General features: G+C 74.9%; 21 protein-coding genes and 1 pseudogene. 11 read left to right on the forward strand and 11 right to left on the reverse strand.

The window, feature by feature from the left end; all coding sequences use genetic code 11:
• The first annotated feature begins 105 nt into the window (after nt 1–105).
• Complete coding sequence (locus ACF1AL_RS04400) at nt 106–2,538, forward strand: right-handed parallel beta-helix repeat-containing protein (RefSeq protein WP_391778908.1); 2,433 nt, start codon at nt 106–108, stop codon at nt 2,536–2,538.
• A gap of 13 nt (nt 2,539–2,551) precedes the next feature.
• Here ACF1AL_RS04400 and ACF1AL_RS04405 read toward each other — a convergent pair whose 3' ends face one another.
• The gene (locus ACF1AL_RS04405) at nt 2,552–4,912 is read right to left on the reverse strand and encodes a hypothetical protein (RefSeq protein ID WP_391778909.1); all 2,361 of its coding nucleotides are present in this window, start codon (nt 4,910–4,912) and stop codon (nt 2,552–2,554) included.
• A gap of 310 nt (nt 4,913–5,222) precedes the next feature.
• On the opposite strand from ACF1AL_RS04405, the gene ACF1AL_RS04410 reads away from it, so the two are divergent.
• The gene (locus tag ACF1AL_RS04410; protein WP_391659215.1) at nt 5,223–6,050 is read left to right on the forward strand and encodes a DeoR/GlpR family DNA-binding transcription regulator; all 828 of its coding nucleotides are present in this window, start codon (nt 5,223–5,225) and stop codon (nt 6,048–6,050) included.
• A gap of 115 nt (nt 6,051–6,165) precedes the next feature.
• Here ACF1AL_RS04410 and ACF1AL_RS04415 read toward each other — a convergent pair whose 3' ends face one another.
• Entirely contained in the window at nt 6,166–7,290 is a 1,125-nt protein-coding gene (locus ACF1AL_RS04415) for a PLP-dependent cysteine synthase family protein (RefSeq protein ID WP_366839938.1), read from the reverse strand.
• Nucleotides 7,291–8,249: 959 nt separating this feature from the next.
• Here ACF1AL_RS04415 and ACF1AL_RS04420 point away from each other — a divergent pair.
• Nucleotides 8,250–8,756: pseudogene (locus ACF1AL_RS04420) on the forward strand (ATP-binding protein); the annotation flags it as partial.
• A gap of 386 nt (nt 8,757–9,142) precedes the next feature.
• Here the strand turns inward: ACF1AL_RS04420 and ACF1AL_RS04425 are convergent.
• Genes ACF1AL_RS04425 through ACF1AL_RS04435 form a run of 3 tightly spaced genes read right to left on the reverse strand, consistent with a single transcriptional unit; the run spans nt 9,143 to nt 12,734 of the window.
• Nucleotides 9,143–11,704, reverse strand: a complete 2,562-nt coding sequence (locus ACF1AL_RS04425) for an ABC transporter permease (protein ID WP_391778911.1) — start codon at nt 11,702–11,704, stop codon at nt 9,143–9,145.
• Nucleotides 11,701–12,453 carry an ABC transporter ATP-binding protein gene (locus ACF1AL_RS04430; protein ID WP_384209276.1) on the reverse strand — a complete coding sequence of 251 codons (753 nt, stop codon included), beginning with the start codon at nt 12,451–12,453 and terminating at the stop codon, nt 11,701–11,703. Before ACF1AL_RS04430 ends, ACF1AL_RS04425 begins: the two co-directional genes overlap by 4 nt.
• Nucleotides 12,450–12,734, reverse strand: coding sequence for an SHOCT domain-containing protein (locus ACF1AL_RS04435; protein WP_391696950.1), 285 nt, complete (start codon nt 12,732–12,734; stop codon nt 12,450–12,452). The genes ACF1AL_RS04430 and ACF1AL_RS04435 overlap by 4 nt, the downstream gene beginning before the upstream one ends.
• 210 nt (nt 12,735–12,944) lie before the next feature.
• Here ACF1AL_RS04435 and ACF1AL_RS04440 point away from each other — a divergent pair, with 210 nt between their 5' ends.
• The 4 genes from ACF1AL_RS04440 (at nt 12,945) to ACF1AL_RS04455 (ending at nt 15,344) form a co-directional block, all read left to right on the forward strand.
• A complete protein-coding gene (locus tag ACF1AL_RS04440) occupies nt 12,945–13,505 on the forward strand; it encodes a TetR/AcrR family transcriptional regulator (protein WP_391778912.1) in 561 nt (186 codons plus the stop codon).
• A 13-nt stretch (nt 13,506–13,518) separates the two neighbouring features.
• The gene (locus ACF1AL_RS04445; RefSeq protein ID WP_391778913.1) at nt 13,519–14,103 is read left to right on the forward strand and encodes a DUF4865 family protein; all 585 of its coding nucleotides are present in this window, start codon (nt 13,519–13,521) and stop codon (nt 14,101–14,103) included.
• Nucleotides 14,100–15,008, forward strand: a complete 909-nt coding sequence (locus ACF1AL_RS04450) for a phosphotriesterase (protein WP_391779179.1) — start codon at nt 14,100–14,102, stop codon at nt 15,006–15,008. The genes ACF1AL_RS04445 and ACF1AL_RS04450 overlap by 4 nt, the downstream gene beginning before the upstream one ends.
• Nucleotides 15,009–15,167: 159 nt before the next feature.
• A complete protein-coding gene (locus tag ACF1AL_RS04455; RefSeq protein ID WP_386585320.1) occupies nt 15,168–15,344 on the forward strand; it encodes a DUF1272 domain-containing protein in 177 nt (58 codons plus the stop codon).
• Between the two features lie 7 nt (nt 15,345–15,351).
• Here ACF1AL_RS04455 and ACF1AL_RS04460 read toward each other — a convergent pair whose 3' ends face one another.
• Together ACF1AL_RS04460 and ACF1AL_RS04465 are read right to left on the reverse strand one after the other, a co-directional pair.
• Nucleotides 15,352–15,774 carry a PPOX class F420-dependent oxidoreductase gene (locus tag ACF1AL_RS04460; RefSeq protein WP_391696941.1) on the reverse strand — a complete coding sequence of 141 codons (423 nt, stop codon included), beginning with the start codon at nt 15,772–15,774 and terminating at the stop codon, nt 15,352–15,354.
• Between the two features lie 55 nt (nt 15,775–15,829).
• On the reverse strand, nt 15,830–16,720 hold the full coding sequence (locus tag ACF1AL_RS04465; RefSeq protein WP_391778914.1) for an NAD(P)-dependent oxidoreductase: 891 nt from the start codon (nt 16,718–16,720) through the stop codon (nt 15,830–15,832).
• Nucleotides 16,721–16,932: 212 nt separating this feature from the next.
• Here ACF1AL_RS04465 and ACF1AL_RS04470 point away from each other — a divergent pair, with 212 nt between their 5' ends.
• Together ACF1AL_RS04470 and ACF1AL_RS04475 are read left to right on the forward strand one after the other, a co-directional pair.
• The gene (locus ACF1AL_RS04470; protein WP_391778915.1) at nt 16,933–17,517 is read left to right on the forward strand and encodes a TetR/AcrR family transcriptional regulator; all 585 of its coding nucleotides are present in this window, start codon (nt 16,933–16,935) and stop codon (nt 17,515–17,517) included.
• Nucleotides 17,518–17,763: 246 nt separating this feature from the next.
• Entirely contained in the window at nt 17,764–18,528 is a 765-nt protein-coding gene (locus ACF1AL_RS04475; RefSeq protein WP_391778916.1) for an SDR family NAD(P)-dependent oxidoreductase, read from the forward strand.
• A gap of 47 nt (nt 18,529–18,575) precedes the next feature.
• On the opposite strand, the gene ACF1AL_RS04480 is transcribed toward ACF1AL_RS04475, so the two are convergent.
• Together ACF1AL_RS04480 and ACF1AL_RS04485 are read right to left on the reverse strand one after the other, a co-directional pair.
• The gene (locus ACF1AL_RS04480) at nt 18,576–19,823 is read right to left on the reverse strand and encodes an ROK family protein (protein WP_386419467.1); all 1,248 of its coding nucleotides are present in this window, start codon (nt 19,821–19,823) and stop codon (nt 18,576–18,578) included.
• Nucleotides 19,824–19,850: 27 nt separating this feature from the next.
• The gene (locus ACF1AL_RS04485) at nt 19,851–20,516 is read right to left on the reverse strand and encodes an alpha-ketoglutarate-dependent dioxygenase AlkB family protein (protein WP_391696929.1); all 666 of its coding nucleotides are present in this window, start codon (nt 20,514–20,516) and stop codon (nt 19,851–19,853) included.
• A 67-nt stretch (nt 20,517–20,583) separates the two neighbouring features.
• On the opposite strand from ACF1AL_RS04485, the gene ACF1AL_RS04490 reads away from it, so the two are divergent.
• Complete coding sequence (locus ACF1AL_RS04490; protein WP_366839993.1) at nt 20,584–21,717, forward strand: methyltransferase; 1,134 nt, start codon at nt 20,584–20,586, stop codon at nt 21,715–21,717.
• 235 nt (nt 21,718–21,952) lie between these two features.
• Here the strand turns inward: ACF1AL_RS04490 and ACF1AL_RS04495 are convergent, their stop codons facing one another.
• Nucleotides 21,953–22,801 carry a ketose-bisphosphate aldolase gene (locus tag ACF1AL_RS04495; protein WP_391778917.1) on the reverse strand — a complete coding sequence of 283 codons (849 nt, stop codon included), beginning with the start codon at nt 22,799–22,801 and terminating at the stop codon, nt 21,953–21,955.
• Nucleotides 22,802–22,831: 30 nt separating this feature from the next.
• On the reverse strand, nt 22,832–23,713 hold the full coding sequence (locus tag ACF1AL_RS04500) for an SIS domain-containing protein (protein WP_391778918.1): 882 nt from the start codon (nt 23,711–23,713) through the stop codon (nt 22,832–22,834).
• 133 nt (nt 23,714–23,846) lie between these two features.
• Here ACF1AL_RS04500 and ACF1AL_RS04505 point away from each other — a divergent pair, with 133 nt between their 5' ends.
• Nucleotides 23,847–24,626: a DeoR/GlpR family DNA-binding transcription regulator gene (locus ACF1AL_RS04505; protein ID WP_391778919.1), complete on the forward strand. Its 780-nt coding sequence runs from the start codon at nt 23,847–23,849 to the stop codon at nt 24,624–24,626.
• Nucleotides 24,627–24,710 lie beyond the last annotated feature (84 nt).

Raw genomic sequence — 24,710 nt, forward strand, 5'->3', positions numbered from 1 at the left:
GACCGGCCGAGCTCTTCGGCAACATCCCGCGCGTGAGGGAGCCGCAGGGGCGCGCCCCGACGGCGAACGAGCCACAGTACGACGAGGTGGGGGCACAGCAACGCCATGGCACAGGGCACGGTCCAGGTGACGCACACCGGCACGTCGCGGTGGCGGCGCCGCACGGGTGAGTACGCATCGCTCGCCGCCGCCCTGGAGGCCGCGACCGAGGGTGACGTCCTCACCATCGCCCCCGGCACCTACCGGGAGAACCTCGTCGTGCAGCGGGCGGTGACGCTGCGCGGCCCCGAGGGCTCGCCGGGCAGCGTGCGCATCGCGCCCGTGGACGGCGTGCCGCTGACGGTGCGTGCCTCCGCCGTGGTGCAGGACCTGCACGTGGAGGGACAGGACGCGGCGGCACCCGCCCTGCTGGTGGAGGAGGGCACGCCGGAGCTCAAGGACATCCGGATCGTGACCCGTTCGGCGGCCGGTGTCGAGATCCGCGGCGCCGCGCGGCCCACCGTGCGGCGGGTGACCGTGGACAATCCGGCCGGGATCGGCATCGCGGTGGTCGACGGCGGCGGCGGTGTGTTCGAGGACTGCGAGGTCGTCGCGGCCGGGCAGGCCGGCGTCGCGGTGCGCGGCGGAGCCCATCCGCGCCTGGAGCGCTGCCGGGTGCACCACGCCTCGGGCACCGGGCTGTCCGCCACCGGCGAGGGCTCCGCGCTGGAGGCGGTGGGCTGCGAGGTGTACGAGGTGCGCGGCAGCGGCGTGCAGATCACCGGCCGCGCCACCGCACATCTGACCGACTGCGATGTGCACCGCACCACCGCGGACGGGGTCACGCTCGACACCGACGCGGTGGTCACGCTGGCGGACTGCCGGCTGCACGACCTCCCGGAGAACGCGGTCGACCTGCGCTCGCGTTCGGTGCTCACGCTCACGCGCACCTCGGTGCGGCAGTTCGGCCGCAACGGCCTGTCGGTGTGGGACCCGGGCACGCGCGTGGACGCCCATCAGTGCGAGATCTTCGACAGCACCGGCGACTACCCGGCGGTGTGGGTCAGCGACGGCGCGACCGCCGTGCTGGACTCCTGCCGGGTGCACGACGTGCCGGACGCGCTGTTCGTCCTGGACCGCGGCTCGCGCGTGGACGTGGTCGACAGCGACCTGTCGCAGGTGCGCAACACGGCGGTGTCGGTGAGCGACGGCGCCACCGCGCAGCTCGACGACTGCCGCATCCGGGACGCGGCGACGGGTGCCTGGTTCCGCGACCACGGCAGCGGCGGCACGCTCAACTCCTGCACCCTGGCCGGCACCCAGACCGGGGTGATCGTCACCAAGGGCGCGGACCCCACCATCGAGCGGTGCACCGTCGACTCCCCCTCCGAGGCCGGGTTCTACGTCTCGGCGGGCGGCCGCGGCAGCTTCCTGGGCTGCCGGGTGTCGGGCAGCGCCGGCTACGGCTTCCATGTGATCGACGGCTGCCGCACGACGCTGCGCAAGTGCCGCACGGAGCGCTGTGCGCGCGGTGGGTACGAGTTCGCCGACGGCGGCCCGGACGCCGGTTCGGGGAGCGGGCCGCTGGTCGAGGACTGCACCAGCGACGAGAGCGCGAGCCTGCGGGTACCGGCCGTGCCGGAGCCCGCGGTGCAGACGGCCGGTGGCACCACGGGACTGCTCGGCGCGCTCCCCGAGCAGCGCGTCACCGTGCCCGCGCCGGCCGCCGAGGAGCCCGCGCAGGCGGTGCGCACCAGCAAGGACGTGCTGGGCGAACTGGACGCGCTGGTCGGCCTGGAGAGCGTCAAGCGGGAGGTGCGGGCGCTCACCGACATGATCGAGGTGGGGCGGCGCCGGCAGCGGGCCGGGCTGAAGGCCGCGTCCGTCAAGCGCCACCTGGTCTTCACCGGCTCCCCCGGCACCGGCAAGACGACGGTCGCCCGCCTGTACGGCGAGATCCTCGCCTCGCTCGGGGTGCTGGACAAGGGGCATCTGGTCGAGGTGTCCCGTGTGGACCTGGTCGGCGAGCACATCGGCTCGACGGCGATCCGCACCCAGGAGGCGTTCGAACGGGCGCGTGGCGGTGTGCTGTTCATCGACGAGGCCTACGCCCTGTCCCCCGAGGACGCCGGGCGGGACTTCGGCAAGGAGGCCATCGACACGCTGGTGAAGCTGATGGAGGACCACCGGGACGCGGTGGTGGTGATCGTCGCCGGCTACACGGCGGAGATGGAGCGGTTCCTGTCCGTCAACCCGGGCGTGGCGTCCCGGTTCTCACGGACGATCACCTTCGGCGACTACGGCCCGCAGGAGCTGCTGCGGATCGTGGAGCAGCAGGCGGAGGAGCACGAGTACCGGCTCGCGCCGGGCACGGCCGAGGCGCTGCTGAAGTACTTCACGGCGATCCCCAAGGGTCCCGCCTTCGGCAACGGGCGCACGGCGCGGCAGACGTTCGAGGCGATGGTGGAGCGGCACGCCGGCCGGGTGGCCCAGCTGGCGGAGCCGGACACCGACGACCTGTCCCTGCTCTACCCGGAGGACCTGCCGGACCTGCCGTGACGCGGAACCGGCGTCAGGGGCTGCCGGGCGCCCGTTCGCCGTCCTGGGGCCGCTGTGGCGGGACGCCGGGCGCGTCGGCCGCCTCGGGATGCCCCGCGCCGTCCGGCACGGCCGGCTCCGACGGCCGCAGCCGGGCCAGCAGCTCGCGGCGGGCCTCGGCGAAGGCGGGATCGGCCTGGTAGTCGGAGTGGCCGAGGATGGGTGCGGGCAGTGGGTGCAGGGCCGTACGGCCGTAGGACAGCGGGTCCTTCAGCGGGGCCCGGTCGACCTCGGGGCCGCTGTCGCCGGTCAGCCGCATCGGGCCGCCGATGGGATCGGTGAGCCGGTACAGGTTGCGCCAGCGGTCGACGTCCTCGTGCAGCGAGGCGAGCGCGGCCGGCCCGAAGTGGGCGGGGAACCAGCGGCCGTAGAGGCGCTCCAGCGGGGAGCCGTAGGTCAGCAGCGCCACCCGCCGGCGGGCGGACGGCGGCAGCTGCCAGGCGGCGGCCGCCGCGAGGACGCTGCCCTGGGAGTGCCCGGAGATGACCAGCCGGCCGCCGGTGGCGCGGGTCCACGTGGCCATCCGCCAGGTCAGGTCCGGTACCGCGCGCTCGGCGTAGCAGGGCGGCGCGAAGGGGTGGGCGGCGCGCGGCCAGAAGGTGCCGACGTCCCACAGGATGCCGATGGTGCGCCGTGCGGAGGGGTCCTTGTAGGCGCGCCGGCCCCAGGTGACGAAGAGCAGGAAGCCGAGCCCTATCAGCCAGGAGCCGAGCGCCTGCGCGGTCTCGGCGGCGCCCTGCACGAAGGGGTGCGCGTGCCGTGCGGCGCCCACCGGTGTCCGGCCGCTGCCGAGCGCGCCCACGAGGGCGGCGGCGCCGAGCAGCAGGGTGGTGACGGAGGTGATCGCGACGATGCGGGGCCCCCGGTCGGTGAGCGAGGCCAGGGCGCGCACGGTGGCGATACGGCGGGTGAGGACCGTGTCGCCGGCCGCGCCGGGGTAGTCGCGCGCGACGGCGGGCATCTCCGCGCGGCGCAGCCGCCAGGCACGGTGGGCGAGCCAGGCGCAGACCGCGAGCACCACGACGAGCATCGGCGGGATGACGGACGCCTGCCAGGTGAGCAGCACGGGCGGCCCGGGCAGGGAGGCGCGGGTGCCGTCCAGCCAGTCGGCGACGCGCTGCGACACGCCGCCGGACATCACGCCGCCCAGCGCGCAGGCGAGCATCGCGACGGCGGGTCCGCCGAGGCCGCGCATCGCGGCGCGCCGGTCGGGCCGGGTGCGGTGCAGCAGGCGGGCGACCACGGCGAGGACGACGACGAGCAGTCCCTGGACGAGGGTGATGCCGCCGAACGTCACGTTCCCGGGCAGCCGGCCGGACGACTGCCAGCCGGGCCGTTCCCAGCCCGCGTACACCGCGGCGGCGAGCAGCACCAGCAGCGCGGCGAGCGGCAGCCACCGCACGAGACGGGCGTCGAGGGTCCGGTCCGGGCGGCGCTCGCTGCGGCCGCGGCGGCACACCACCCACACCACGGTGGCCGCGCCGGCCGCGACGGCGCCTTCCAGCAGCCGGCCGAGCAGGTCGAGGACGGCGGGTCCGCCGGGCCGGTGGTCGAAGCGGGCCCCGGCGCCGGCCAGGGCGGCGGCCACGGTGAGCAGTCCGGCGGCGGTGTGCGCGGCGCGCAGCCGGGCGACCAGGCGGCGCCCGTACCAGAAGCCGGGGCGGCTCAGCGCGGTGCGGCCGGTGGCCTCGTCGGGTTCGACGGGCCGGTCCAGCGGCTCGGTGGACTCGTAGGCGGTCCAGGTGCGCAGGGAGAGGTACCAGAGCAGTCCGGTCAGCGCGGCGGGGACGAGCGCGGCGAGCGCGAGACGGCGTCCGGGGCGGCTCCACCAGCCGCCGGCCGACGCGGTGGGCGACAGGAACCCGAGCCACGAGTGGCGCTGCGCGCAGGCGGGGGTGCCGGCGCACTGCCAGGCCGTGAGGTCCAGCGCCACCTCGCAGGCGGCGGCGACCAGAAGCACCGTCAGGGTCAGTCCGGTCAGGCGCACCAGCAGGCCGTACAGGCGCACGGTGCGGCGCCGGCCGTGCGCGGTGGGCCGCATCCAGTGGGCGAGGTTGACGACCATGAACGGCAGGAGCAGCAGCCACAGGGCGCGGGTGCCGTTGCCGGAGGTGAGGTTGCACCACACGTACGCCTCGGGCACCGGCTTGCCCTGGTGGTCGCCGGGGCGCCGTTCGGCGTCCACGTCGTCGGCGCGCCGGAAGATGGCGGCCGTGTCGTCGCCGGTGATCCGCTCGGTGCGCGGATCGCCCAGCATGTGTTCCGGTGTGGCGCCCCCGACTCCGTGGACGAGGAGTTCCAGGGCGGTTGTCTGCGCGCGTTCCACTGTCCGCATGTCCCCCGCGGTGCCGCCGTGCGTGCCGGTGCCGGATCCAGCATCTCCGGTCCGGGGCGGGCCGTACACCCACCGTCACGGAATCTCCCCGACCGGCCTCCTCGGACGGGCCGCCCCGGCCCCGGTGGTGGACCGGTCCGCCGCCCGCGCATGGCATGTGCGCGACGTGCGGGTGGGTGGCGCGCCGCGCGGGGCGACGTGCGAGGATGGGACGTCCGCACACCCGGGCGGGGAGAAGCTCCTCGTCGCGGCGGGTGCGCCGGGCGTGTCGGAGTGAGCGCGGCTTGAGGCGAAAGGACCGGAGCGTCACGTGAGTGAGAATCAGAACCTCCTCGCGGAGCAGCGGCGCGCCCTGATCGTGGACGAGGTCCGCCGCCGCGGCGGGGTCCGGGTCAACGAGCTGACGCGCAAGCTCGGCGTGTCGGACATGACGGTCCGCCGCGACCTGGACGCGCTGGCCCGGCAGGGCGTGCTGGAGAAGGTGCACGGCGGCGCGGTCCCGGTGGTCGAGGCGAGCACCCACGAGCCGGGCTTCGAGGCCAAGTCGGGTCTGGAGCTGACGGCGAAGGAGGACATCGCGCGGGCGGCGGCCGAGCTGGTCGCGCCGGGCAGCGCGATCGCCCTGTCGGGGGGTACGACGACCTACGCGCTGGCGCACCGGCTGCTGGACGTGCCGGACCTGACCGTGGTGACCAACTCGGTGCGGGTGGCGGACGTCTTCCACGCGGCGCAGCGCACCTCGGGCCCGCGTCAGGGCGCGGCCACCGTGGTGCTGACCGGCGGGGTGCGCACCCCGTCCGACTCGCTCGTGGGACCGGTGGCCGACCAGGCCATCGCGGCGCTCCACTTCGACGTGCTGTTCCTCGGGGTGCACGGGATATCGATGGAGGCCGGGCTGTCCACGCCGAACCTGGCGGAGGCGGAGACCAACCGGCGGCTGGTGCAGTCGGCGCGGCGGGTCGTCGTGGTCGCCGACCACACCAAGTGGGGCACGGTGGGCCTGAGTTCGTTCGCGAAGCTGGAGCAGGTCGACACCTGGGTGACCGACGCGGGGCTGCCGCGGGAGGCGCGCGCGGAGATCGCGGAGCAGCTGCGCCTCGTGGTCGCGGGCGAGCCCGAGCAGGGTACGGACACCTGACGGTGCGCCGGCTGGCGTGACGGCCCCGGCTCCGGTCGCCACCAAGGCGGCATGGTGACGGTGCCGCCGCGCCGGCGACCGGCGTGGCAGGGACGCCGGCCGCTGAGCACGTGGCTCAGCCCGGCCACACCCCCGTGGCCAGCAGGGACTCGATCGCGGTGCTGTACGGGGCGATGTCCAGGCCCTGTTCGGCGAGCCAGGCGTCGGAGTAGTACTTGTCGAGGTAGCGGTCACCGGGGTCGCACAGCAGGGTGACGACGCTGCCGTGGCGGCCCTCGGCGACCATCTCGGCGACGATCTTCAGGGCGCTCCACAGGCCGGTGCCGGTCGAGCCGCCCGCCTTGCGGCCGATGGCGTCCTCCAGGGCGCGCACGGCGGCGACGGAGGCCGCGTCGGGGACCTTCATCATGCGGTCGACGGCGCCCGGCACGAAGCTCGGCTCCATGCGAGGACGGCCGATGCCCTCGATCCGGGAGCCGCAGTCGCAGGTGACGTCCGGATCGCCGGTCGTCCAGCCCTCGAAGAAACAGGAGTTCTCCGGGTCGGCGACGCAGATCCGGGTGTCGTACTGCATGTAGTGCACATAGCGCGCGAGGGTCGCCGACGTGCCGCCCGTGCCGGCGGTCGCCACGATCCACGCCGGTTCCGGGAACCGCTCCAGCCGCAGCTGGCGGAAGATGGACTCGGCGATGTTGTTGTTGCCGCGCCAGTCCGTGGCCCGCTCGGCGTAGGTGAACTGGTCCATGTAGTGGCCGCCGGTCTCGGCCGCGAGGCGGGCGGACTCCTCGTACATGGTGCGCGGGTCGTCCACGAAGTGGCAGCGGCCGCCGTGGAATTCGATCAGGCGGATCTTCTCGGCGCTGGTCGTGCGCGGCATGACGGCGACGAACGGCACACCGATCAGCTTGGCGAAGTACGCCTCCGACACGGCGGTCGAGCCACTGGAGGCCTCGATCACGGGGCGGTCCGGGCGGATCCAGCCGTTGCACAGGCCGTAGAGGAACAGGGACCGGGCGAGGCGGTGCTTGAGGCTTCCGGTGGGGTGGGTCGACTCGTCCTTGAGGTAGAGATCGATGCCCCAGTGCTCGGGCAGCGGGAAGCGCAGCAAGTGGGTGTCGGCCGAGCGGTTGTTGTCGGCCTGCACCTTGCGGACGGCTTCTTTCAGCCAGTCGCGGTAGGCGGAATCGCTGCGGTCGACGTCCAGGGTCGCGCCGGCCGGGGTGTGCTGAAGGGTGCTCACGACAGTGCTCCTCACACTTCGCGCCGACGGCGCGTCGCGCGGCCGACACTCCGATGATAAGCACCCCTCGCACCACTTCCCACCTGCATAAACGCCTCTTTGGGCGACTCAAAGGCGCCCTGGGGCACGCGCGTGCGAAGGGGCTTCGGGAGCGGCCCCGCGAACGCCCCGTGACGTGGGGGGCGCATTCGGCCAGTGCGCCGGGACGTGCCGCCGCACCCTGGTGCTCGGCGCACCGCGCGGGCAGACTGCCGGACGGGACGAGGCCCACGGTCTCGGGCAGCACGGGACGGGAGTCCCGTGTGCCCGGCGGGGTGTACCCGGAACACCACACGCAAGGGGGCAGGTCGGCATGGCGGAGCCGGAGTTCACGGCCACGGACGTGCGGATCGACGGGGGAAACGGGGGACGGCACTCGGGGGACGGGACGCGTCACCGCGCGGCACCGGGCGGCATCCGCCGCCGGGCGACACCGGTCGGCACCCTCGACCCGGCGGTCGGCACCCTCGGCCCCGTGACGCCGGAGGACACCCTCGTCCCCGTGACGCCGGATGGCACTCTCGTCCCGCTGACACCGGAGAGCACTCTTGTCCCGGTGACGCCGGACGGCACCCGGTGGCGCGTGACACGCCCGGGCGCCCCCAACCGTGCGACGCCCGAGGGCATCCGCCGCGCCCCGACGTCGGCCGGCCGCCGCCCGGCGCGCCACCCCGGGCCACGCGTGGCTCCGCGGCGTGCCGACCCGGGCGGGTGACCACGCAGCGCGAGCGGGCGGTCGCCGCGAGTTGCGGGACCGCATCCCCTGAGTCACGCTGGTGTCACGTCACTTAGGGTTTACCGGCGACAACGCTGCGAACCAGCCCGCCGGCCACGACAGCAGGCGGCAGTGTCACGCAGGCGTCCTGCTGAAGATCCGTACTCCGTGTTCTTCCGGACCTCTACGTCGGGGAGTCGCAGCCGTGATCAGTTACCCGAGCAGGCACTGCACGGTGGAGCTCCAAGCCCTGCCGTCGCGGATCGGCCAAGTCCGCAGAATCGTATCTGCGCAGTTGCGCTACTGGCATCTGGATCCCCTCATAGACCGGGCGACGCTCGGTGTGACGGAGTTGCTGACCAACGTCCACCAGCACGCCGAGCCCGACAAGACATGCACCGTGGAGATGGAGCTGCTGCTCGACCGGCTCGTCGTCTCCGTCCGCGACCGCGACCCGCGCCTCCCGGTGCTGGACACCTGCTGTCCCCCGGACGCGGACGCCACCTGCGGGCGCGGCCTGGCCATGGTGGCCGCCGTCAGCGACAGCTGGGGAGCGCGCCCCGAGGGCGAGGACGGCAAGGTCGTGTGGTTCACCCTGCCCACCCCCACCCCCACCCCCGCCGCGGACCGCACGCGGCCGGCCCGCGCGCCGCACCGTACGACGGCGGACCGGCGCCGGTTCGTCGAGGTCGCCGTCGAGCCGGTGAGCCCGGTGAGCCCTGCCCCGGTGTCCGAGCCGGTGGGTCCCCTCGCCGAGCCGGTCGGCCCGGTGCCCGAACCGGTGAGCCCCCTCGCCGAGCCGGTCGGCCCGGTGCCCGAACCGGTGAGCCCCCTCGCCGAGCCCGTCGGCCCGGTGGCCGAACCGGTCGGCCCGGTGACCGAACCTGTCGGCCGCGTCGGCGAGCCCGTGACCGCGCTCGCGGAGCCCGTGAGCCCGGTGGCGGATCCCCTGGTCCCGGTGGCGGATCCCGTGGCTCCGATGGCCGAGGAGCCCGCTCCGGCGCACGCGCACGCTCCCGCCCGGTCCGCCGTTGTCGGCTGACCGGGCGGTGAGGGGCGCGGCGCCGGGCGGGCCGAGGCCGGCGCGGCGCCGCCGTGTCACTCGGTGGCGATGGCCCGCAGCACGTCCAGGCGGGCCGCGCGCCGGGCCGGCCTGAGTCCCGCGAGGGCCCCGGCCGCGAGGCCGACCAGGGCGACCACCGCGAGCCGGGCGGGCGGCAGCGCGAAGGCGAACGCGCTGTCCGACGCGCCGTCGGACGCCTGCACCAGCACCCAGCCGAGGAAGGCGCCGAGGCCGAGCCCGCCGGCCGTGCCGAACGCGGCGACCAGGACCGACTCCCAGCGGACCATGGCCCGCAGCTGGGCGCGGGTCTGTCCGACGGCCCGCAGCAGCCCCAGTTCACGGGTGCGCTCGTGGATCGCCAGAGTCAGCGTGTTGGCGATGCCCAGCAGGGCGATCAGCACGGCGAGCGCGAGCAGGGCGTAGACCAGCGTGAGCATCATGTCGATCCCTCCCGCGGAGGACTGCGCGTAGGCGTCGCGGGTCTGCACCTGCGGGTCGCCGTAGTGCGCGGCGACCTGCTGCACGGCGGCCTTGCCCGCGTCGGTGCTCACGCCGTCCTTGAAGGTGACGGCGACGAGGCTGTCGGAGTCCTGGGTGCGGTGCGGTGCCCAGGCCGCGCGGGTGATGACGTAGTCGCCGGCGAGTTCGGACCGGCCGTAGACCGCGCGCACGGTGAAGGGCTGTGTCCGGCCGTCGGTGAAGGTGAGTTCGGCGGTGTCCCCGGGCTTCAGGTGCTGCCGGTCGGCCTCCGCGCGGGTGACGGCGATGCCGTCGCTCCCGAGGTGGCCGAGGTCGCCGCGCACGGTGCCGAGGTCGAAGGTGCGGGCGAGGGCGACCGGGTCGGTGACGGTGAGCGCCCGTCCCTCGCCGTCGACGCGGGCCACTCCCCTGCCGAGCCCGACGGCCGTGTCCACCTCGGGCAGCCGGGCGATCGCCGGTGCCAGCCTCGGGCTGAGCCCGCTGCCGCCCGCCCCGAACGAGGGCGTGCTGACGGCGACGTCGCCGGCGAAGGAGCGGGAGACGGTCTGGTCCATGGTCGCCTTCAGCGAGGCGCCGAAGACGGTGAACAGGGACACCACCGCCACACCGATCATCAGCGCCCCGGCGGTGGCCGCGGTCCGCTTCGGGCTGCGCAGCGCGTTGCGCCGTGCGAGCGCGCCGGTCACCCCGCGCAGCCGGTCCAGGGGGCTGCCGAGCAGCCGTACGGCGGTGCCGGCGGCGACCGGTCCGAGGACGACGAACGCGGCCAGGGCCAGCACGGCACCGGCGCCCGCGAGCCAGACCGACGGGGAGAGCAGGACGCCGGTGAGCGTCGCGGCGGCGGCGAGGGCGAGCAGGACCGCGCCGGCGACCGCACGCGACCGGGAGCCGCCCGAGGTGTCGACGGCCGTCTCGCGCAGCGCGGCCAGCGGCGCGGTGCGCCCGGCGCGTACGGCGGGCAGCAGCGCGGAGCCCAGGCAGACCAGTACGCCGACGGCGAGCGGCAGCGCCATCGACAGGGCACCGATCACCAGGCCGCCGTCCGGGAAGGGGAACCCGATGGCCGGGAAGAGCGCCTGCAGCCCGGCGGCGATGCCGATGCCGCCCGCGAGGCCGGCGAGGGAGGCGGTCACCGCGACGGCGCTCGCCTCGGCGAGCGTGCCCGCGGTCACCTGGCGGCGGGAGGCGCCGAGCGCCCGCAGCAGGGCGTTCTCGCGGGTGCGCTGGGCAACGACGATGGCGAAGGTGTTGTGGATGGAGAAGGTCGCCACCAGCAGGGCGACACCGGAGAACACCAGCAGGAAGGTGGTGAACAGGGTCAGGAACTGACTGGAGATCATGTCCGTGTTCTCCTGCGCCGACTCCTGCCCGGTGATGGCCTCGACGCCGTGCGGCAGCACGGGGGCGAGCCGCTCGACCAGGTCCCGCCGGCTCACCCCGTCCGCGGCGCGCACCTGGATGCTCGCGGCCTGTCCGGGCCGGGCGGTGAGGTACTTCTCGGCGTCCGCCTGCGTCATTCCGGTGAAGGTCACCTGGGCCATGCCGTCCGCGCCGCCGAAGGTCGCCAGGCCCACGATCCGCACCGGCACCGGGTCGGGGGTGCGCAGCACGGTGGTGTCGCCGAGGTTCAGGCCGCCCTTCTTCGCGGCGCCCCGGTTGACGACGACCTCGCCGGACTTCCGCGGGGCGTGGCCCTCGGCGAGCCGGTAGGGGTTGAGCCGCGGGTCGGTGATCCAGTTGCCGGCCAAGGTGGGCGGGCCCTGGCCGCCGACGGGCTTGCCGTCGCTGCCGACGAGCTGGCCGGCGCCCTGGATGTCCGGTACGGCCGCGGCGACGCCGGGCACGCCCTCGATGGTGTGCGCCAGAGCGGCGGGGACGGGCTGCCGTACGCCCTGGCTCTCGCCGGGTGTGGTGATGGCGTCGGCGCTGCGGACGACGGCGTCGGTGCCCGCGGTCGCGCTGCCGAACATGGAGTCGAAGCTCGCGCGCAGGGTGTCGCCCATGACGAGGGTGCCGGCGAGGAACGCGACGCCGAGGAAGACGGCGAGGAACGTGCCGGCGAAGCGGCGCGTGTGGGCGCGCAGGGAGGACACACCGATCCGGACGGTGGCGTTCATGAGGGCACCTCGAACGCTTTCATGCGGTCCAGGACGCGGTCGGCGGTCGGCTCCTGCATCCGGTCGACGAGGCGGCCGTCGGCGAGGAAGACGACCTCGTCGGCGTGGGCGGCGGCCACCGGGTCGTGGGTGACCATGACGACCGTGCGGTTCATGGTGCGCACGGCCCGGCCGAGCAGGCCGAGCACCTCGCCGCCGGAGCGGGAGTCGAGGTTGCCGGTGGGCTCGTCGGCGAAGACCACGTCGGGCCGGCCGGCGAACGCCCGCGCCACGGCGACGCGTTGCTGCTGCCCGCCGGACAACTCGGCGGGCCGGTGGTGGAGCCGGTCGCGCAGCCCCACGACGTCGATCAGCGCGTCGATCCACTCCGGGTCGCCGCGGGTGCCGGCGAGGTCGAGCGGCAGGGTGATGTTCTCGGCGACGGTGAGCGTCGGCACCAGGTTGAACGCCTGGAAGACGAACCCGACCCGGTCGCGGCGCAGCAGGGTCAGCCGCCGGTCGTCGAGGCCGGCGAGGTCGGTGTCGCCGATGTGGGCGGAGCCGGACGTGAGGGTGTCGAGTCCGGCCGCGCAGTGCATGAGGGTGGACTTGCCGGAGCCGGAGGGTCCCATGATCGCGGTGAAGCGGCCGGCCGGGAAGGCCACGCTCACCCCGTCCAGGGCCCTGACGGCGGTGTCGCCGCTGCCGTACACCTTGACGGCGTCGACGACGCGGGCGGCCGTCCGTACGGCGGTGGTGGTGGTCGTCATGCCACACCGCCCTTGCGGCCGAACTGCTCGTCGAGGACGGACAGCCGGCGCCAGTATTCGTCCTCGTCGATCTCGCCGGCGGCGAAGCGGCGGCCGAGCAGGGTCAGCGGCGAGTTGTCGTCCGCGGGGGCGGGCGGGCGCCAGGGGCCGCGCCGGCCGCCGCGCCAGGCGGTGCGGCGCAGCAGCGCGATGCCGCCGCCGATGACCAGGGCCCAGATCAGGGGGAAGAGCAGGATCCACGGGCCGGGCCCGCCGTCGCCGAAGTGCGCCAGGGTCGTCATGGTCGGTCATCTCCTCGCGGATGCGTTCTTGCGGTGTGCTTCCGAGCGTCTCCCCGACCCCCCTGCCGGGTCGTCGTACGGCCAGCGGCAGTGCGCGTACCTCCGCGGGAGTACGCGGCGGGCGCCCGCGGGGGGCGGTGTCACCGTGGGGACGACGTGCGGGTCCTCCCCTCTTGGTTTCTGTAACTACTGGTATGTACAGTGAGCGCCATGAGCACGTCGGAGCGACTGATCGAGTCCACCCGCGAACTGCTGTGGGAACGCGGTTACGTGGGCACCAGCCCGAAGGCGATCCTGGAGCGCGCGGGTGCCGGCCAGGGCAGCATGTACCACCACTTCAAGGGCAAGCCGGACCTGGCGCTGGCCGCCATCCGGCGCACGGCCGAGGAGATGCGGGCTGCCGCCGGGGAGGTGTTCGACGGCCCCGGCACGCCCTACGAGCGCATCGCCGCGTATCTGACGCGGGAACGCGACGTGCTGCGCGGCTGCCCCGTCGGGCGGCTGACCATGGACCCGGACGTCGTCGCCAGTGCCGAGCTGCGGGCGCCCGTCGACGAGACGATCGCCTGGGTGAAGGACCGGCTCGCCGCGCTGGTCGAGGAGGGCAAGGCGCAGGGGCAGTTCGCGGCCGGCCTCGACAGCGCGGAGATCGCCGCGACGATCGTCGCCACCGTGCAGGGCGGTTACGTCCTGGCCCGCGCCTCGGGCTCCCCCGCCGCGTTCGACGCCGCCGTCCGGGGGCTGCTCGCCCTGGTCGCACCGCACAGCTGAGGAAGGACCCCGCATGCACGCCATGCAGTACTCCGTGACGCTCCCCGCCGACTACGACATGGACGTGATCCGCGCGCGGGTGGCGCGCGTCAGCCCGGTGCTGGAGGACTGGGAGGGGCTCGGGCTCAAGGCCTATCTGATCCGGGAACGCGGCGTGCACGGCTCGCCGGTCAACGCGTACGCGCCGTTCTACCTGTGGCACGCCCTGGGTGGCATGAACCGCTTCCTGTGGGGCGGCCCGTTCCAGGGGCTCAGCGACGACTTCGGCCGGCCGGCCGTCCACCAGTGGACGGGACTGGCCTACGAGGAGGGCGCCGCCGCCGGCTCCCCCGCCGCCGTCGCCGTCATCCGGAGGCGGTCCGTCCCGGACGGTGTGGTGATCGCGGACTTCATGGCGGACGCGGCGGCCGAGGCGGCCCGGCTCGCGGGCGAGGACGGCGCGGTGCTCGCGGCGGCCGTCGTGGACTCGCGCCGCTGGGAGGTCGTCCACTTCTCGCTGTGGGAGCAGGAGGAACCCAAGGCCGAGGGCGAGGTGTTCCAGGTGCTCCACCTGTCCGCACCGGGGCTGGACCGGCTGCCGCGGGGCCGGCAGTGGTGAGCCGCGTCCGCACGGTGCTCGGCGACGTCGAGCCGGAGCGGCTGGGCGTGTGCGACGCGCACGACCACCTGTTCTTCGCCAGCCCCCGGCTGCCCGGCGAGGAGTTGTCGAGCGTGGCGGCGGCGCGGGCGGAACTCGCCGCGTTCCGGGAGCAGGGCGGCGGGTGCGTGGTGCAGTGGACGCCGTACGGGCTGGGCCGGCGGGCCGCCGATCTGCCGGCGCTGTCCCGGCAGAGCGGCGTGCACGTCGTCGCGGCGACGGGACTGCACCAGGACGTGCACTACGACGAGACCGTACTGAAGGGGCTGCGCGGCCGGCTCGCCGAGGTGTTCGCCGCCGAACTCACCGACGGCATCGGCACGTCGGGGGTGCGCGCGGGGCTGATCAAGGTGGCGGGCGGCTTCCACGCGCTCAACGGGCACGCCCGCTGGACGATGACCGCGGCTGCCGAGGCGCACCGGGCGACGGGCGCGCCGATCGCCGTGCACCTGGAGCTGGGCACGGGCGCACCGGACGTCCTCGACCTGCTCTGCGGGGACTTGGGGGTGCCGCCGGAGCGGGTGATCCTCGGTCACCTGAACCGCTTCCCGGACCCGGTGGCGCACCGGCAGGCCGCCGAGGCCGGCTGCTGGCTCGCCTTCGACGGCCCCTCGCGGGCGCACCACGCCACGGACTGGCGCATGCCGGAGGCCGTGCGCGCCCTCGCCGAGGCCGGGTTCGGCGACCGGCTGCTGCTCGGCGGGGACACCACGACCGCCGCCGCCCGGTCGGTGAACGGCGGCCCCGGGATGCCGTATCTGCTGCGCCGGGTGCGGCCGCGGCTCGCCGCCGCGCTCGGCGAGGACCTGGTGACGGCGATCCTCACCCGCAATCCCGCGCGCGCCTTCGCCGTCGACTGGCGGTGAGCGGCCGACCCGCCGGGCCCGCCGTGGCCCGATCCTGTCGGGTTCCGGCCCGGCCGGGCGGCGCGCGGCGGACGGCCGGCACCGCACCATGGCCGGAACACCCCGGCCGAGGGGCCGTGCGACGGCTCCGGGGCCCCGTACCCGAGGAGCGAGACGGCGATGGCCCTTGAGATGCGTGAGCGGTGCGAGCGCTGCACGACGGCGGAGGTGCCGCCCGAGGCACCCGCCCGGATCTGCTCGTACGAGTGCACGTTCTGCGTCGCGTGCGCCGAGGAGATGGGCGGGGTGTGCCCGAACTGCGGCGGCGAGCTGGTGCCCCGGCCGCGCCGCCGCTGAGGGCGGTTCAGCCCGGCTGGTCGCTGTCCTTCAGCGCGCCCCAGCCGTGCCAGCGCTCCACCTCGATCAGCGCGCTGACCCGGCCCCGCTCCCGGCGCGGGTAAGGCCCACCCGTGTAGTGGGTGGCGAGGCGGTCGATGTCGGCCAGGTCCTTGTCCTCGCGCAGGTCGGCGACCCGGCCGATCAGCGTGACGTGGGTGTACCAGTCGTCCGAGGACAGGACGGTCAGGGTGACGCGCGGGTCGCGGCGCAGGTGCTTGAGGCGGACGCGGCCCTCGTCGAGGTTGACCAGGACCCGGCCGTCGTCCTCCCACAGGTACCAGGTGGGGGTGGACACGGGCGCGCCGTCGGCGCGCAGGGTGGCCATCACACAGGGGTTGGGGCGGCGCAGCAGCTCCACGGCCTCGGGCGGCAGGGGCGGCTTGGACATGCGGATCCTCCTGGAAGTGGTGTGCGGGCTGGGAGTGCCTGGGTCCGGCCGGTGCTCAGGACGCCGGCTCCTCGGGGAAGCTGGCGAAGTACGCGGCCACCATGTCCTCGTCGGCGTGGCCCTGGGCGGCGGCGCGGGCCATGCGCTCCGCGCTCGCGGCGGCCACGTCGAGGCGTACGCCGTGCCGCTCGCCGGCCGCCACGATCAGCCGGGCGTCCTTCTCCGCCGTCGCCACCGCGAACTGCGGCGGCGTCAGCTTGCCGTCGAGCACCAGCGACGCCTTGGCGTGCAGGTAGCCCATGTCGAGCGGGCCGCCGGCGATGAGGTCGAAGAAGCCGGCGGGGTCGACGTCCAGGGCCTTGGCCAGGGCCAGTGACTCCCCGGTCGCCGCAGTCGCCGCGATCACCCAACTGTTGGCGACCAGCTTCAGCCGGGTGGCGCTCGCGGCGCCGCCGTCCTCACCGGTCCACACCGTGCGCGCCCCGACGGCGTCGAACACGGGCGTGACCCGCTCACGGCCCTCGGCGGGGCCGGCGGCCAGGACGGTCAGCTGCCCGGCCTCGGCGGGCTGCCGGGTGCCGAGCACGGGGGCGTCGTAGAAGAGCAGGCCGTGTTCCCGGGCGAAGGCCGCCATCTCGGGGACGGAGTCCAGGCCGGCCGTGGTGGACTGCATCCAGACGGCGCCCGAGCGCAGCGCGGGCGCGGCCTGCCGCATCACGTCCAGGGCGGCGGCGCCGTCGTACAGCATGGTCAGCACGACGTCGGCGTCGCGCACCGCCTCGGCCGGCCCGTCGGCGACGTGGACGCCGTCGGCGGCCAGGGGCTCGGCCTTGGCGCGGGTGCGGTTCCAGGCGCGGACGGTGTGGCCGGCGCGGGCGAGGTTGCGGGCCATCGCGGCGCCCATGATGCCGGTGCCGAGGACGCTGACGGTGAGCTTGTCGGTCATGAGACGGATGTTCCTGTCGTGGAGTGCGGTGCGGACCTCAGGCTCCAGCCTTCCCTACGACACGCCGGGCAAGCACGCCGCCCACGCCCCCGCCACCCCGCGTACGAGTGACGGCCGACCGGTCCCCGCCGAAGGGGGCGACGTGGCCGGCCGTGTCGTCGGCGAAACACTCGTGTTGACCGTTCGTTCCAGAATCCGATAGCGTCCCCGTCATGGCCAGGACCAAGGAATTCGATCCGGACGCCGCCCTGCTGTCGGCCCTCGACCTCTTCTGGCGCAAGGGCTACGAGGCGACGTCGATGGCGGACCTGGTCGACCACCTCGGGATCGGGCGCGCCAGCCTCTACGCCACCTTCGGGAACAAGCACGAGCTGTACCTCAAAGCCCTGGACCGCTACGGCGAGATGCACGACCCGTCCCTCGCCCTGGAGTTGTCCCAGCCGGGGCCGGCCCTGCCGGCCGTCCGGGCGGTGGTGCGCCGCTTCGCCGCCGAGTCGGCCGACGCCTCCCGGCGCGAGCGGGGATGTTTCGTCACCAACACGGCGGCCGAGCTGGCCCCGCACGACGAGGCCGCCGCCCGCCGCGTGGAGCGCAGCTGGGGGCACGTGGAGACGCTGCTGCACTCTGCCCTGCTGCGGGCCCGGGCCCAGGGCGAGCTGCCCGACGGCCGCGATCCGCGCGCGCTCGCCCGCATGCTGCTCGTCCTGATGCAGGGCTTCCGCGCGGTCGGCAAGGCCTCGACGGAGCCCGGCCGGGTGCTGGACGCGGCGGAAGCGGCGCTGGCCCTGCTGGACTAGCCCCGGAGGCGGACCGCACCCACCACCGCGTCGAGCGGAGTCACCGCACGCACCCCTTCCACGGCGACACCTTTCATCGCCTTCATATTCGACCGAATGGTCCGGAAAGAAAGGGGCGCCGCTGACCGCGCCCGCGGTCCCGTTCCCCGCCTGTCCCGGCCCGGTCCCGCACGCCCGTTTCTTTCGCCGCCCTGCTGTCGCCCGTCCTGCTTTCGCCCGTCCTGACACTTCCTCGAAGGGAATCCCATGTCCGGCAACCGTTTCACCGGCCGCTCCGCTCTCGTCACCGGCGCCGGCACCGGCATCGGCCGGGCCGCCGCGCTCGCCCTCGCCGCCGAGGGCGCCCGGGTCGTCGTGGCCGGCCGCTCCCGGGCGCCGCTCGAGGAGACGGTGGCGCTGGTCGAGCGCGCCGGCGGCACGGCCGTCGCCGAGGTCGCCGACGTCAGCCGGGCCGCCGACGTGCGGGAGCTGGTGCACGCCGTCGTCGAGCGGTTCGGCGCTCTCGACGTGGCCGTGAACAACGCGGGCGTCTTCCGCGGCGGACCGCTCGCCGACCTGGCCGTGGACGACTGGCAGACGCTGCTCGACATCAACGTCACGGGTGTCTTCCTCGCCCTGCAGGCCGAGATCCGGCAGATGCGGACGCAGCCCGGCGGCGGCGCGATCGTCAACGTGGCCTCCAATCTGGGCCGCCACACGCAGGTGCCGAACGCCGTCGCGTACGCCGCGAGCAAGGCGGCCGTCGCCTCCCTCACCCGGGGCGCCGCCCTGGAGTACATCGCGGACGGTGTACGGATCAACGCCGTCAGCCCCGGCGCCTCGGACACCTCGATGTCGCTGCGGCCCGGCGAGACGGAGGCCGATCGTGCCGTACGGATGAAGGACCAGTCGCCGCTCGGCCGGGTCTCGTCCACGCAGGAGGTCGCCGCGGCGGTCCTGTACCTGGCGTCCGACGAGGCCGCGTCCCTGGTCGGCACGGACCTGGTGATCGACGGGGGCGCCGCGCTGTAGCGGCTCGCGCCGGCCGCCGTGACGGCCTGCGGTACGCCCTGGCCGCGTCAGCCGGATGTCAGCGCGGTCAGGGGGTCGTCCAGGACCGGCTGCCAGGCCAGTTCGGCCGCGCCGACCAGGCTGTTGTGGTCCAGGGAGCAGGCGAGGATGGGGACGCCGCCGCTGCGGCCCCACAGGCTGCGGTCGGCGACGACGGCGCGCAGTCGCTCGGGGTCGGCGTCGAGCAGCGTGCGGTGCAGGCCGCCGAGGATGATCCGGTCGGGGTTCAGGATGTTCACCAGGCCCGCCAGGCCCAGGCCCAGCCGGTCGATGAGCGCCTCGACGGCACGGCGGACGGCCGGGTCGTCGTACTCGCGCCGGATCAGGTCGTTGGCCTGCTGGAGCAGCGACACCTCGGGGCCGGGGTCGCGGCCGGCGGCGGTGAGCAGGGCGAGCGGGTCGGCTTCGACGTCGAGACAGCCGCGGCTGCCGCAGTGGCAGGGGCGGCCGCCCTCGGGGTTGACGGTGAGGTGGCCGACCTCCAGGGCGAGGCCCGAACTGCCCGTGTGCAGGCGCCCGTCGAGCACCAGCGCGCCGCCCACGCCGCGGTGCCCGGTGGCCACGCACAGCAGGTCGCGCGAGCCGCGGCCGGCGCCGTGCCGGTGCTCGGCGAGCGCGGCGAGGTTCACGTCGTTGGCGGCGAACGCCGGCCCGGCGATGCCCGCCTCGCGCACGCACTCGGCGAAGATCTCCCGCACCGCCGCGCCCACCGGCCAGGCCAGGTGCAGCGGGTTGAGGGCGAGGCCCTCCGGCTCGGCGACGGCGGACGGCACGGCGAGTCCGGCGCCCACGCAGCGCCGCCCGGTCTCCGCCAGCAGCCGTGCCCCGGCCTCGACGACGGAACCGAGCACCTTCGCCGGGTCGGCGTCGACGGTCTCGCAGCCGGGCGCGGTCGCCACGATCCGCCCGCCGAGACCGACCAGGGCGGCGCGGAAGCCGTCGGCGTGGACCTGCGCGGCGAGCGCCACCGGCCCGTCCTCGGCGAGGTGCAGCCGGTGCGAGGGCCTGCCCTGGGAGCCGGCGGGGGCGCTCGGCCGGGCGTCCACCCGGATCAGCCCCAGCGCCTCCAGCTCCGCGGCCACGGCGCCGGCGGTGGCGCGGGTGACGCCGAGTTCGGCGGTGAGCACGGCTCGGGTCGGGGCCCGCCCCGTGTGCACGAGCTCCAACGCGGGTCCGAGCGCACCGCGCCCCCGGTCCAGCCGCGTCCTCGAGGTGGTCCCTTCCCCCGCCGGCCGGGGGTCCGCCTTGCCGCTCATGAGGGCGAGTCTGTCATGATCCGCTGCTCACGTGGTGTCCGCCCGCAGGCCGCTGACCCGCAGGGTGACGTTCAGCCGCCCGGTCAGCCCGAGCCCCGGCGGCGCGGTGCCCGGCAGCACGCGCGGCACCCCGTGGTAGGCGAACCGGGACGGCCCGCCGAAGACGAACAGGTCGCCGCTGCGCAACTCGACGTCGGTGTACGGCCGGGTGCGCGTCGCGGTGTTGCCGAAGCGGAACACGCAGGTGTCCCCGAGACTGAGCGAGACCACCGGGGCGTCGGTCTTCTCGTCGCCGTCGCGGTGCATGCCCATGCGCGCGTCGGCGTCGTAGAAGTTGATCAGCGCGATGTCGTACGGCGCCGGGGCGACCGCCTGCGGGCCGAGCGCGTCGGTGACCGCCTGCCGCGCCAGTTCGCCGAGCCAGTCCGGGAACGGTTTGACGGGGGCGCCGTCGCCGTCGACGACGGTGCGGGCGTAGGCGTACGGGTACCAGTGCCAGCCCAGGCACACCTGGCGGGCGGTCATCGTGCCGCCGCCGGGAGTGCGCACCGTGCGCAGTCCGGCCGGGGGGCGCGCCCAGGTGCGGCAGGCGTCGAGCAGGGTGCGCTGCCGGGCGGCGTCCAGCCAGTCCGGCACGTGGACCGCGCCGGGCGCGACGGCGGCGCGCTCGCGCGTGAACAGCTCGGCGTCCATGGTCCCATCCTGCCCCACCGGGCCTGAGCTGCGGTTCCGCTAGCCTGGACGCACCATGGACGACCGTATGACGACGCCGTTCGGCGCGTTCGCGCTGACCCGATTCCCCGAGGACCCGCGCGACCGGCTGCGCGCCTGGGACGCCTCCGACGCGTATCTGCTGCGGCATCTGGCCGAGGAGCGGATCGACCTGTCCGGCACGGTCGTGGTCGTCGGCGACCGCTGGGGGGCGCTGGTCACGGCGCTCGCCGCGCACGCGCCGGTCCAGATCACCGACTCCCATCTGGGGCAGGAGGCGACCCGGGCCAACCTCGCCCGCAACGGGGTCGCGCCGGGCACGGTGTCCCTGCTGACCACGCAGGACGCGCCGCCCGAGCGGATCGACGTGCTGCTGGTGCGGGTGCCGAAGAGCCTGGCGCTGCTGGAGGACCAGCTGCTGCGGCTGGCGCCCGCGCTGCACGAGGGCAGCGTGGTGGTCGGCGCGGGCATGGTGAAGGAGATCCACACCTCGACGCTGACCCTGTTCGAGCGGATCCTCGGGCCGACCCGCACCTCGCTGGCGCAGCAGAAGGCGCGGCTGATCTTCTGTACGCCGGAGCCCGGGCGCGAGCGGCCGGCCAACCCGTGGCCGTACACCTACACGCTGCCGGACGGCATCGGGCCGGCGTCCGGACGGCCGGTGGTGAACCACGCGGGGGTGTTCTGCGCGGACCGGCTGGACATCGGTACGCGGTTCTTCCTGCGGCATCTGCCGGCGACGCGCGGGGCGCAGCGCGTCGTCGACCTGGGGTGCGGCAACGGTGTCGTCGGCACGTCGGTGGCGCTGGCCAATCCGGAGGCCGAGGTGCTGTTCGTGGACGAGTCGTTCCAGGCGGTGGCCTCGGCGGAGGCGACGTACAAGGCGAACGGGGTGCCCGGGCACGGGGAGTTCCGGGTCGGGGACGGGCTGGCGGGGGTGGCCTCCGGCAGCGTGGACGTCGTGCTGAACAATCCGCCGTTCCATGCGCACCAGGCGACCACGGACGCCGTGGCCTGGCGGATGTTCACGGGGGCCCGGCGGGTGCTGCGGCCGGGTGGGGAGCTGTGGGTGATCGGCAATCGGCACCTGGGGTATCACGTGAAGCTGCGGCGGCTGTTCGGGAGCTGTGAGGTGGTGGGCAGCGATCCGAAGTTCGTGGTGCTGCGGGCGGTGAAGCGGTAGCGGGTCCGGGTCCTGGCGGGAGCAGGGCACCGCAGGCGGGCGAGGGCGCGGGGGACGGCGCGGCGTCCGCAGGCGGGCGAGGGACGCGGGCAACGGCGCGGCGTCCGCAGGCGGGCGAGGGACGCGGGCAACGGCGTGAGCGCCACGCCGCACCCGCACCGGCCGCAGCAGGCGTGAGCACCCCTCGCCGCGCCCCTCGCCCGTCCCCTTCCCGCCGTCGGCGGGGGCGGGTCGTTCAGCTCAGGACGCCGATGAGCCGCTCCACCTCCCGGATCATCGCCTCGCGCCCCACGCTGAGGTACTTGCGGGAGTCGACCGCCTCGGGGTGTTCGGCCAGGAAGGCGCGGATCGCGCCGGTCATGGCCACGTTGAGGGCGGTGCCGACGTTGACCTTGGTGATGCCGCCCGCGACGGCCGTGCGCAGTTCGTCGTCGGGCACTCCGGACGAGCCGTGCAGCACGAGGGGGATGTCGAGGGCCTGCGCGAGGCGTTTGAGCAGGTCGTGGTCGAGAGCGGCGGTGCGGGTGGTCATGGCGTGCACGCTGCCGATGGCGACGGCGAGCGCGTCGACGCCGGAGTCGGCGACGAAGCCGTGCGCCTCCGTCGGGTCGGTGCGGGCGCCGGGGGCGTGCGCGTCCAGGGGGCGGCGGCCGTTCTTGCCGCCGACCTGTCCCAACTCCGCCTCGATCCACAGCCCTTGGGCGTGGGCCCAGTCGGCGGCCGCGCGGGTCGCCGCGAGGTTCTCGGCGTAGGGGAGCGCGGAGGCGTCGTACATCACCGAGCTGAAGCCCGCCGCCGGTGCCTGCCGCAGCAGGGCGTCGCTCTGGACGTGGTCCAGGTGCAGGGCGACGGGGACGGCGGCGTCCTCGGCGGCGGCGACGGCGGCCCGGGCGAGGGGCAGGAGACGGCCGTAGCGGAACCTCACGGCGTTCTCGCTGACCTGGAGGATCACGGGGGCGCCGGCCTGTTCGGCGCCGGCGATGACCGCCTCGACGTGCTCCAGCGTGATGATGTTGAAGGCGGCGACGGCTGAGCGGTCGGCGGCGGCGCGGGTGACGAGCTCGCCGGTGGTCGTGAGGGGCACGGACTGTCCTTTCCGGAGGGTCGCGCGGGCTCAGGGGGCGAGGATCACCGAGCGGGTCAGGTGGCGGGGCTGGTCGGGGTTCAGGCCGCGGGCCGCGGCGACGGCGACGGCGAGGCGCTGGGCGCGGACCAGTTCGGCGAGGGGGTCCAGGCCGCCGTCCACCCACAGTCCGCCGGTGGCGCGCACCTGGTCGGCGAGTCCTTCGGGTGCCTCGCCGAACATCCAGGTGGCGGTGCCCTCGGTGGTGATGCTGATCGGGCCGTGCCGGTACTCCATCGCCGGGTAGGCCTCGGTCCAGGACAGGGACGCCTCGCGCATCTTCAGCCCGGCCTCGTTGGCCAGGCCGACCGTCCAGCCGCGGCCGAGGAAGGTGAACTGGCGGCAGCCGACGAGCTCGTGGGGCAGTTCGGCGGCGAGCGCGGTGCGGGCGTCGGCGACGACGGCGTCGGTGTGCAGGCCGAGGTGGGCGCGCAGCAGGGTGAGCGCGGTGGTGGCGAAGCGGGTCTGCACGACGGAGCGCTCGTCGGCGTAGGGCAGGACGACGACGTCGTCGGCGGCCTTCATGACGGGGGTGTCGGGGTCGGCGGTCACGGCGGTGGTGCGGGTGGTGCCGCGCAGGCCGGCGAGGAGGTCGAGCACCTCGGTGGTGGTGCCGGAGCGGGTGAGGGCGACCACGCGGTCGTAGCGGCGGCCGTGGGGGAACTCCGACGCGGCGAAGGCGTCGGTCTCGCCCTGGCCCGCGCTCTCGCGCAGCCCGGCGACGGCCTGGGCCATGAAGTAGGAGGTGCCGCAGCCGACGACCGCGACCCGCTCCCCCGGTGCGGGCAGGGCCGCCGTGTGCGCGGCGGCCTCCTCGGCGGCGCGGGTCCAGCACTCCGGCTGGCTGTTCAGTTCGTCCTCGACATGGGTCATGGTGACCACCCCTCCCGGCGTCTGTTTGTTTATGCAAGATATAGCGAGCTTTCGAGCAACTTCAAGCATTTGACGTCAGAGGGGGTGCGCTAGGGTCACCGGTGAGCCGACACGGAGGAAGACGGAGGTGCGGATGTCGCGCGACGCCCGCTGGAAGGCCCTGCTGGAACTGCTCGTCGAGCGCGGCCGGCTGGACGTCGAGGAGGCCGCCGCCGAGCTGCAGGTGTCGGCCGCGACGATCCGCCGCGACTTCGACCAGCTGGCCGAGCAGCAGATGCTGGTGCGCACCCGGGGCGGCGCGGTGGTGCACGGCGTGTCGTACGAACTGCCGCTGCGCTACAAGACGGCCCGCCGCGCCTCGGAGAAACAGCGCATCGCCACCGCGGTGGCCGAGCTGATCGCGCCCGGCGAGGCCGTCGGGCTGACCGGCGGCACCACCACCACCGAGGTGGCCCGCGCGCTCGCCGTGCGCCCCGACCTGGCCTCCGGCTCCCCCGCGCTCACCGTCGTCACCAACGCGCTCAACATCGCCAACGAGCTGGCGGTGCGGCCCCAGTTCAAGATCGTGGTGACGGGCGGGGTGGCGCGGGCCCAGTCGTACGAGCTCATCGGGCCGCTCGCGGACGGGGTGCTCGGCCAGATCACCCTGGACGTCGCCGTGCTCGGCGTGGTCTCCTTCGACGCCGCGCACGGGGCCGCCGCCCACGACGAGGCGGAGGCCGCGATCAACCGGCTGCTGTGCGAGCGCGCCGAACGCGTGGTCGTCGCCGCCGACTCCAGCAAGCTGGGCCGCCGCGCCTTCGCCCGTATCTGCGCCGCCGAGGCGGTGAACACGCTGGTGACGGACTCGGCGGCGGACCCGGAGCAGGTGCGGCGGCTGGAGGAGGCCGGCATCGAGGTCGTCACGGTGTGACACCGCGGCGGCCCGGCGCCCGTCGGCCCGGGCCGCCCCCCCGCCGCTCCTCGGGGCGCCGCCCCGGCCCGTCGCCCCTAAGCT

The organism is Streptomyces sp. NPDC014801 (assembly GCF_043082085.1).
Classification (GTDB): Bacteria; Actinomycetota; Actinomycetes; order Streptomycetales; family Streptomycetaceae; genus Streptomyces.

Bases quoted from the DNA above. Each gene is read 5' to 3' on its own strand.
- ACF1AL_RS04435 (WP_391696950.1), bottom strand. From the start codon at position 12,734: ATGACGACCCTGGCGCACTTCGGCGACGGCGGGCCCGGCCCGTGGATC.
- ACF1AL_RS04445 (WP_391778913.1), top strand. From the start codon at position 13,519: ATGCACGCCATGCAGTACTCCGTGACGCTCCCCGCCGACTACGACATG.
- ACF1AL_RS04425 (WP_391778911.1), bottom strand. From the start codon at position 11,704: ATGAACGCCACCGTCCGGATCGGTGTGTCCTCCCTGCGCGCCCACACG.
- ACF1AL_RS04485 (WP_391696929.1), bottom strand. From the start codon at position 20,516: ATGGACGCCGAGCTGTTCACGCGCGAGCGCGCCGCCGTCGCGCCCGGC.
- ACF1AL_RS04480 (WP_386419467.1), bottom strand. From the start codon at position 19,823: ATGAGCGGCAAGGCGGACCCCCGGCCGGCGGGGGAAGGGACCACCTCG.
- ACF1AL_RS04505 (WP_391778919.1), top strand. From the start codon at position 23,847: ATGTCGCGCGACGCCCGCTGGAAGGCCCTGCTGGAACTGCTCGTCGAG.
- ACF1AL_RS04455 (WP_386585320.1), top strand. From the start codon at position 15,168: ATGGCCCTTGAGATGCGTGAGCGGTGCGAGCGCTGCACGACGGCGGAG.
- ACF1AL_RS04500 (WP_391778918.1), bottom strand. From the start codon at position 23,713: ATGACCCATGTCGAGGACGAACTGAACAGCCAGCCGGAGTGCTGGACC.
- ACF1AL_RS04400 (WP_391778908.1), top strand. From the start codon at position 106: ATGGCACAGGGCACGGTCCAGGTGACGCACACCGGCACGTCGCGGTGG.
- ACF1AL_RS04405 (WP_391778909.1), bottom strand. From the start codon at position 4,912: ATGCGGACAGTGGAACGCGCGCAGACAACCGCCCTGGAACTCCTCGTC.
- ACF1AL_RS04475 (WP_391778916.1), top strand. From the start codon at position 17,764: ATGTCCGGCAACCGTTTCACCGGCCGCTCCGCTCTCGTCACCGGCGCC.
- ACF1AL_RS04470 (WP_391778915.1), top strand. From the start codon at position 16,933: ATGGCCAGGACCAAGGAATTCGATCCGGACGCCGCCCTGCTGTCGGCC.
- ACF1AL_RS04430 (WP_384209276.1), bottom strand. From the start codon at position 12,453: ATGACGACCACCACCACCGCCGTACGGACGGCCGCCCGCGTCGTCGAC.
- ACF1AL_RS04460 (WP_391696941.1), bottom strand. From the start codon at position 15,774: ATGTCCAAGCCGCCCCTGCCGCCCGAGGCCGTGGAGCTGCTGCGCCGC.
- ACF1AL_RS04490 (WP_366839993.1), top strand. From the start codon at position 20,584: ATGACGACGCCGTTCGGCGCGTTCGCGCTGACCCGATTCCCCGAGGAC.
- ACF1AL_RS04440 (WP_391778912.1), top strand. From the start codon at position 12,945: ATGAGCACGTCGGAGCGACTGATCGAGTCCACCCGCGAACTGCTGTGG.
- ACF1AL_RS04465 (WP_391778914.1), bottom strand. From the start codon at position 16,720: ATGACCGACAAGCTCACCGTCAGCGTCCTCGGCACCGGCATCATGGGC.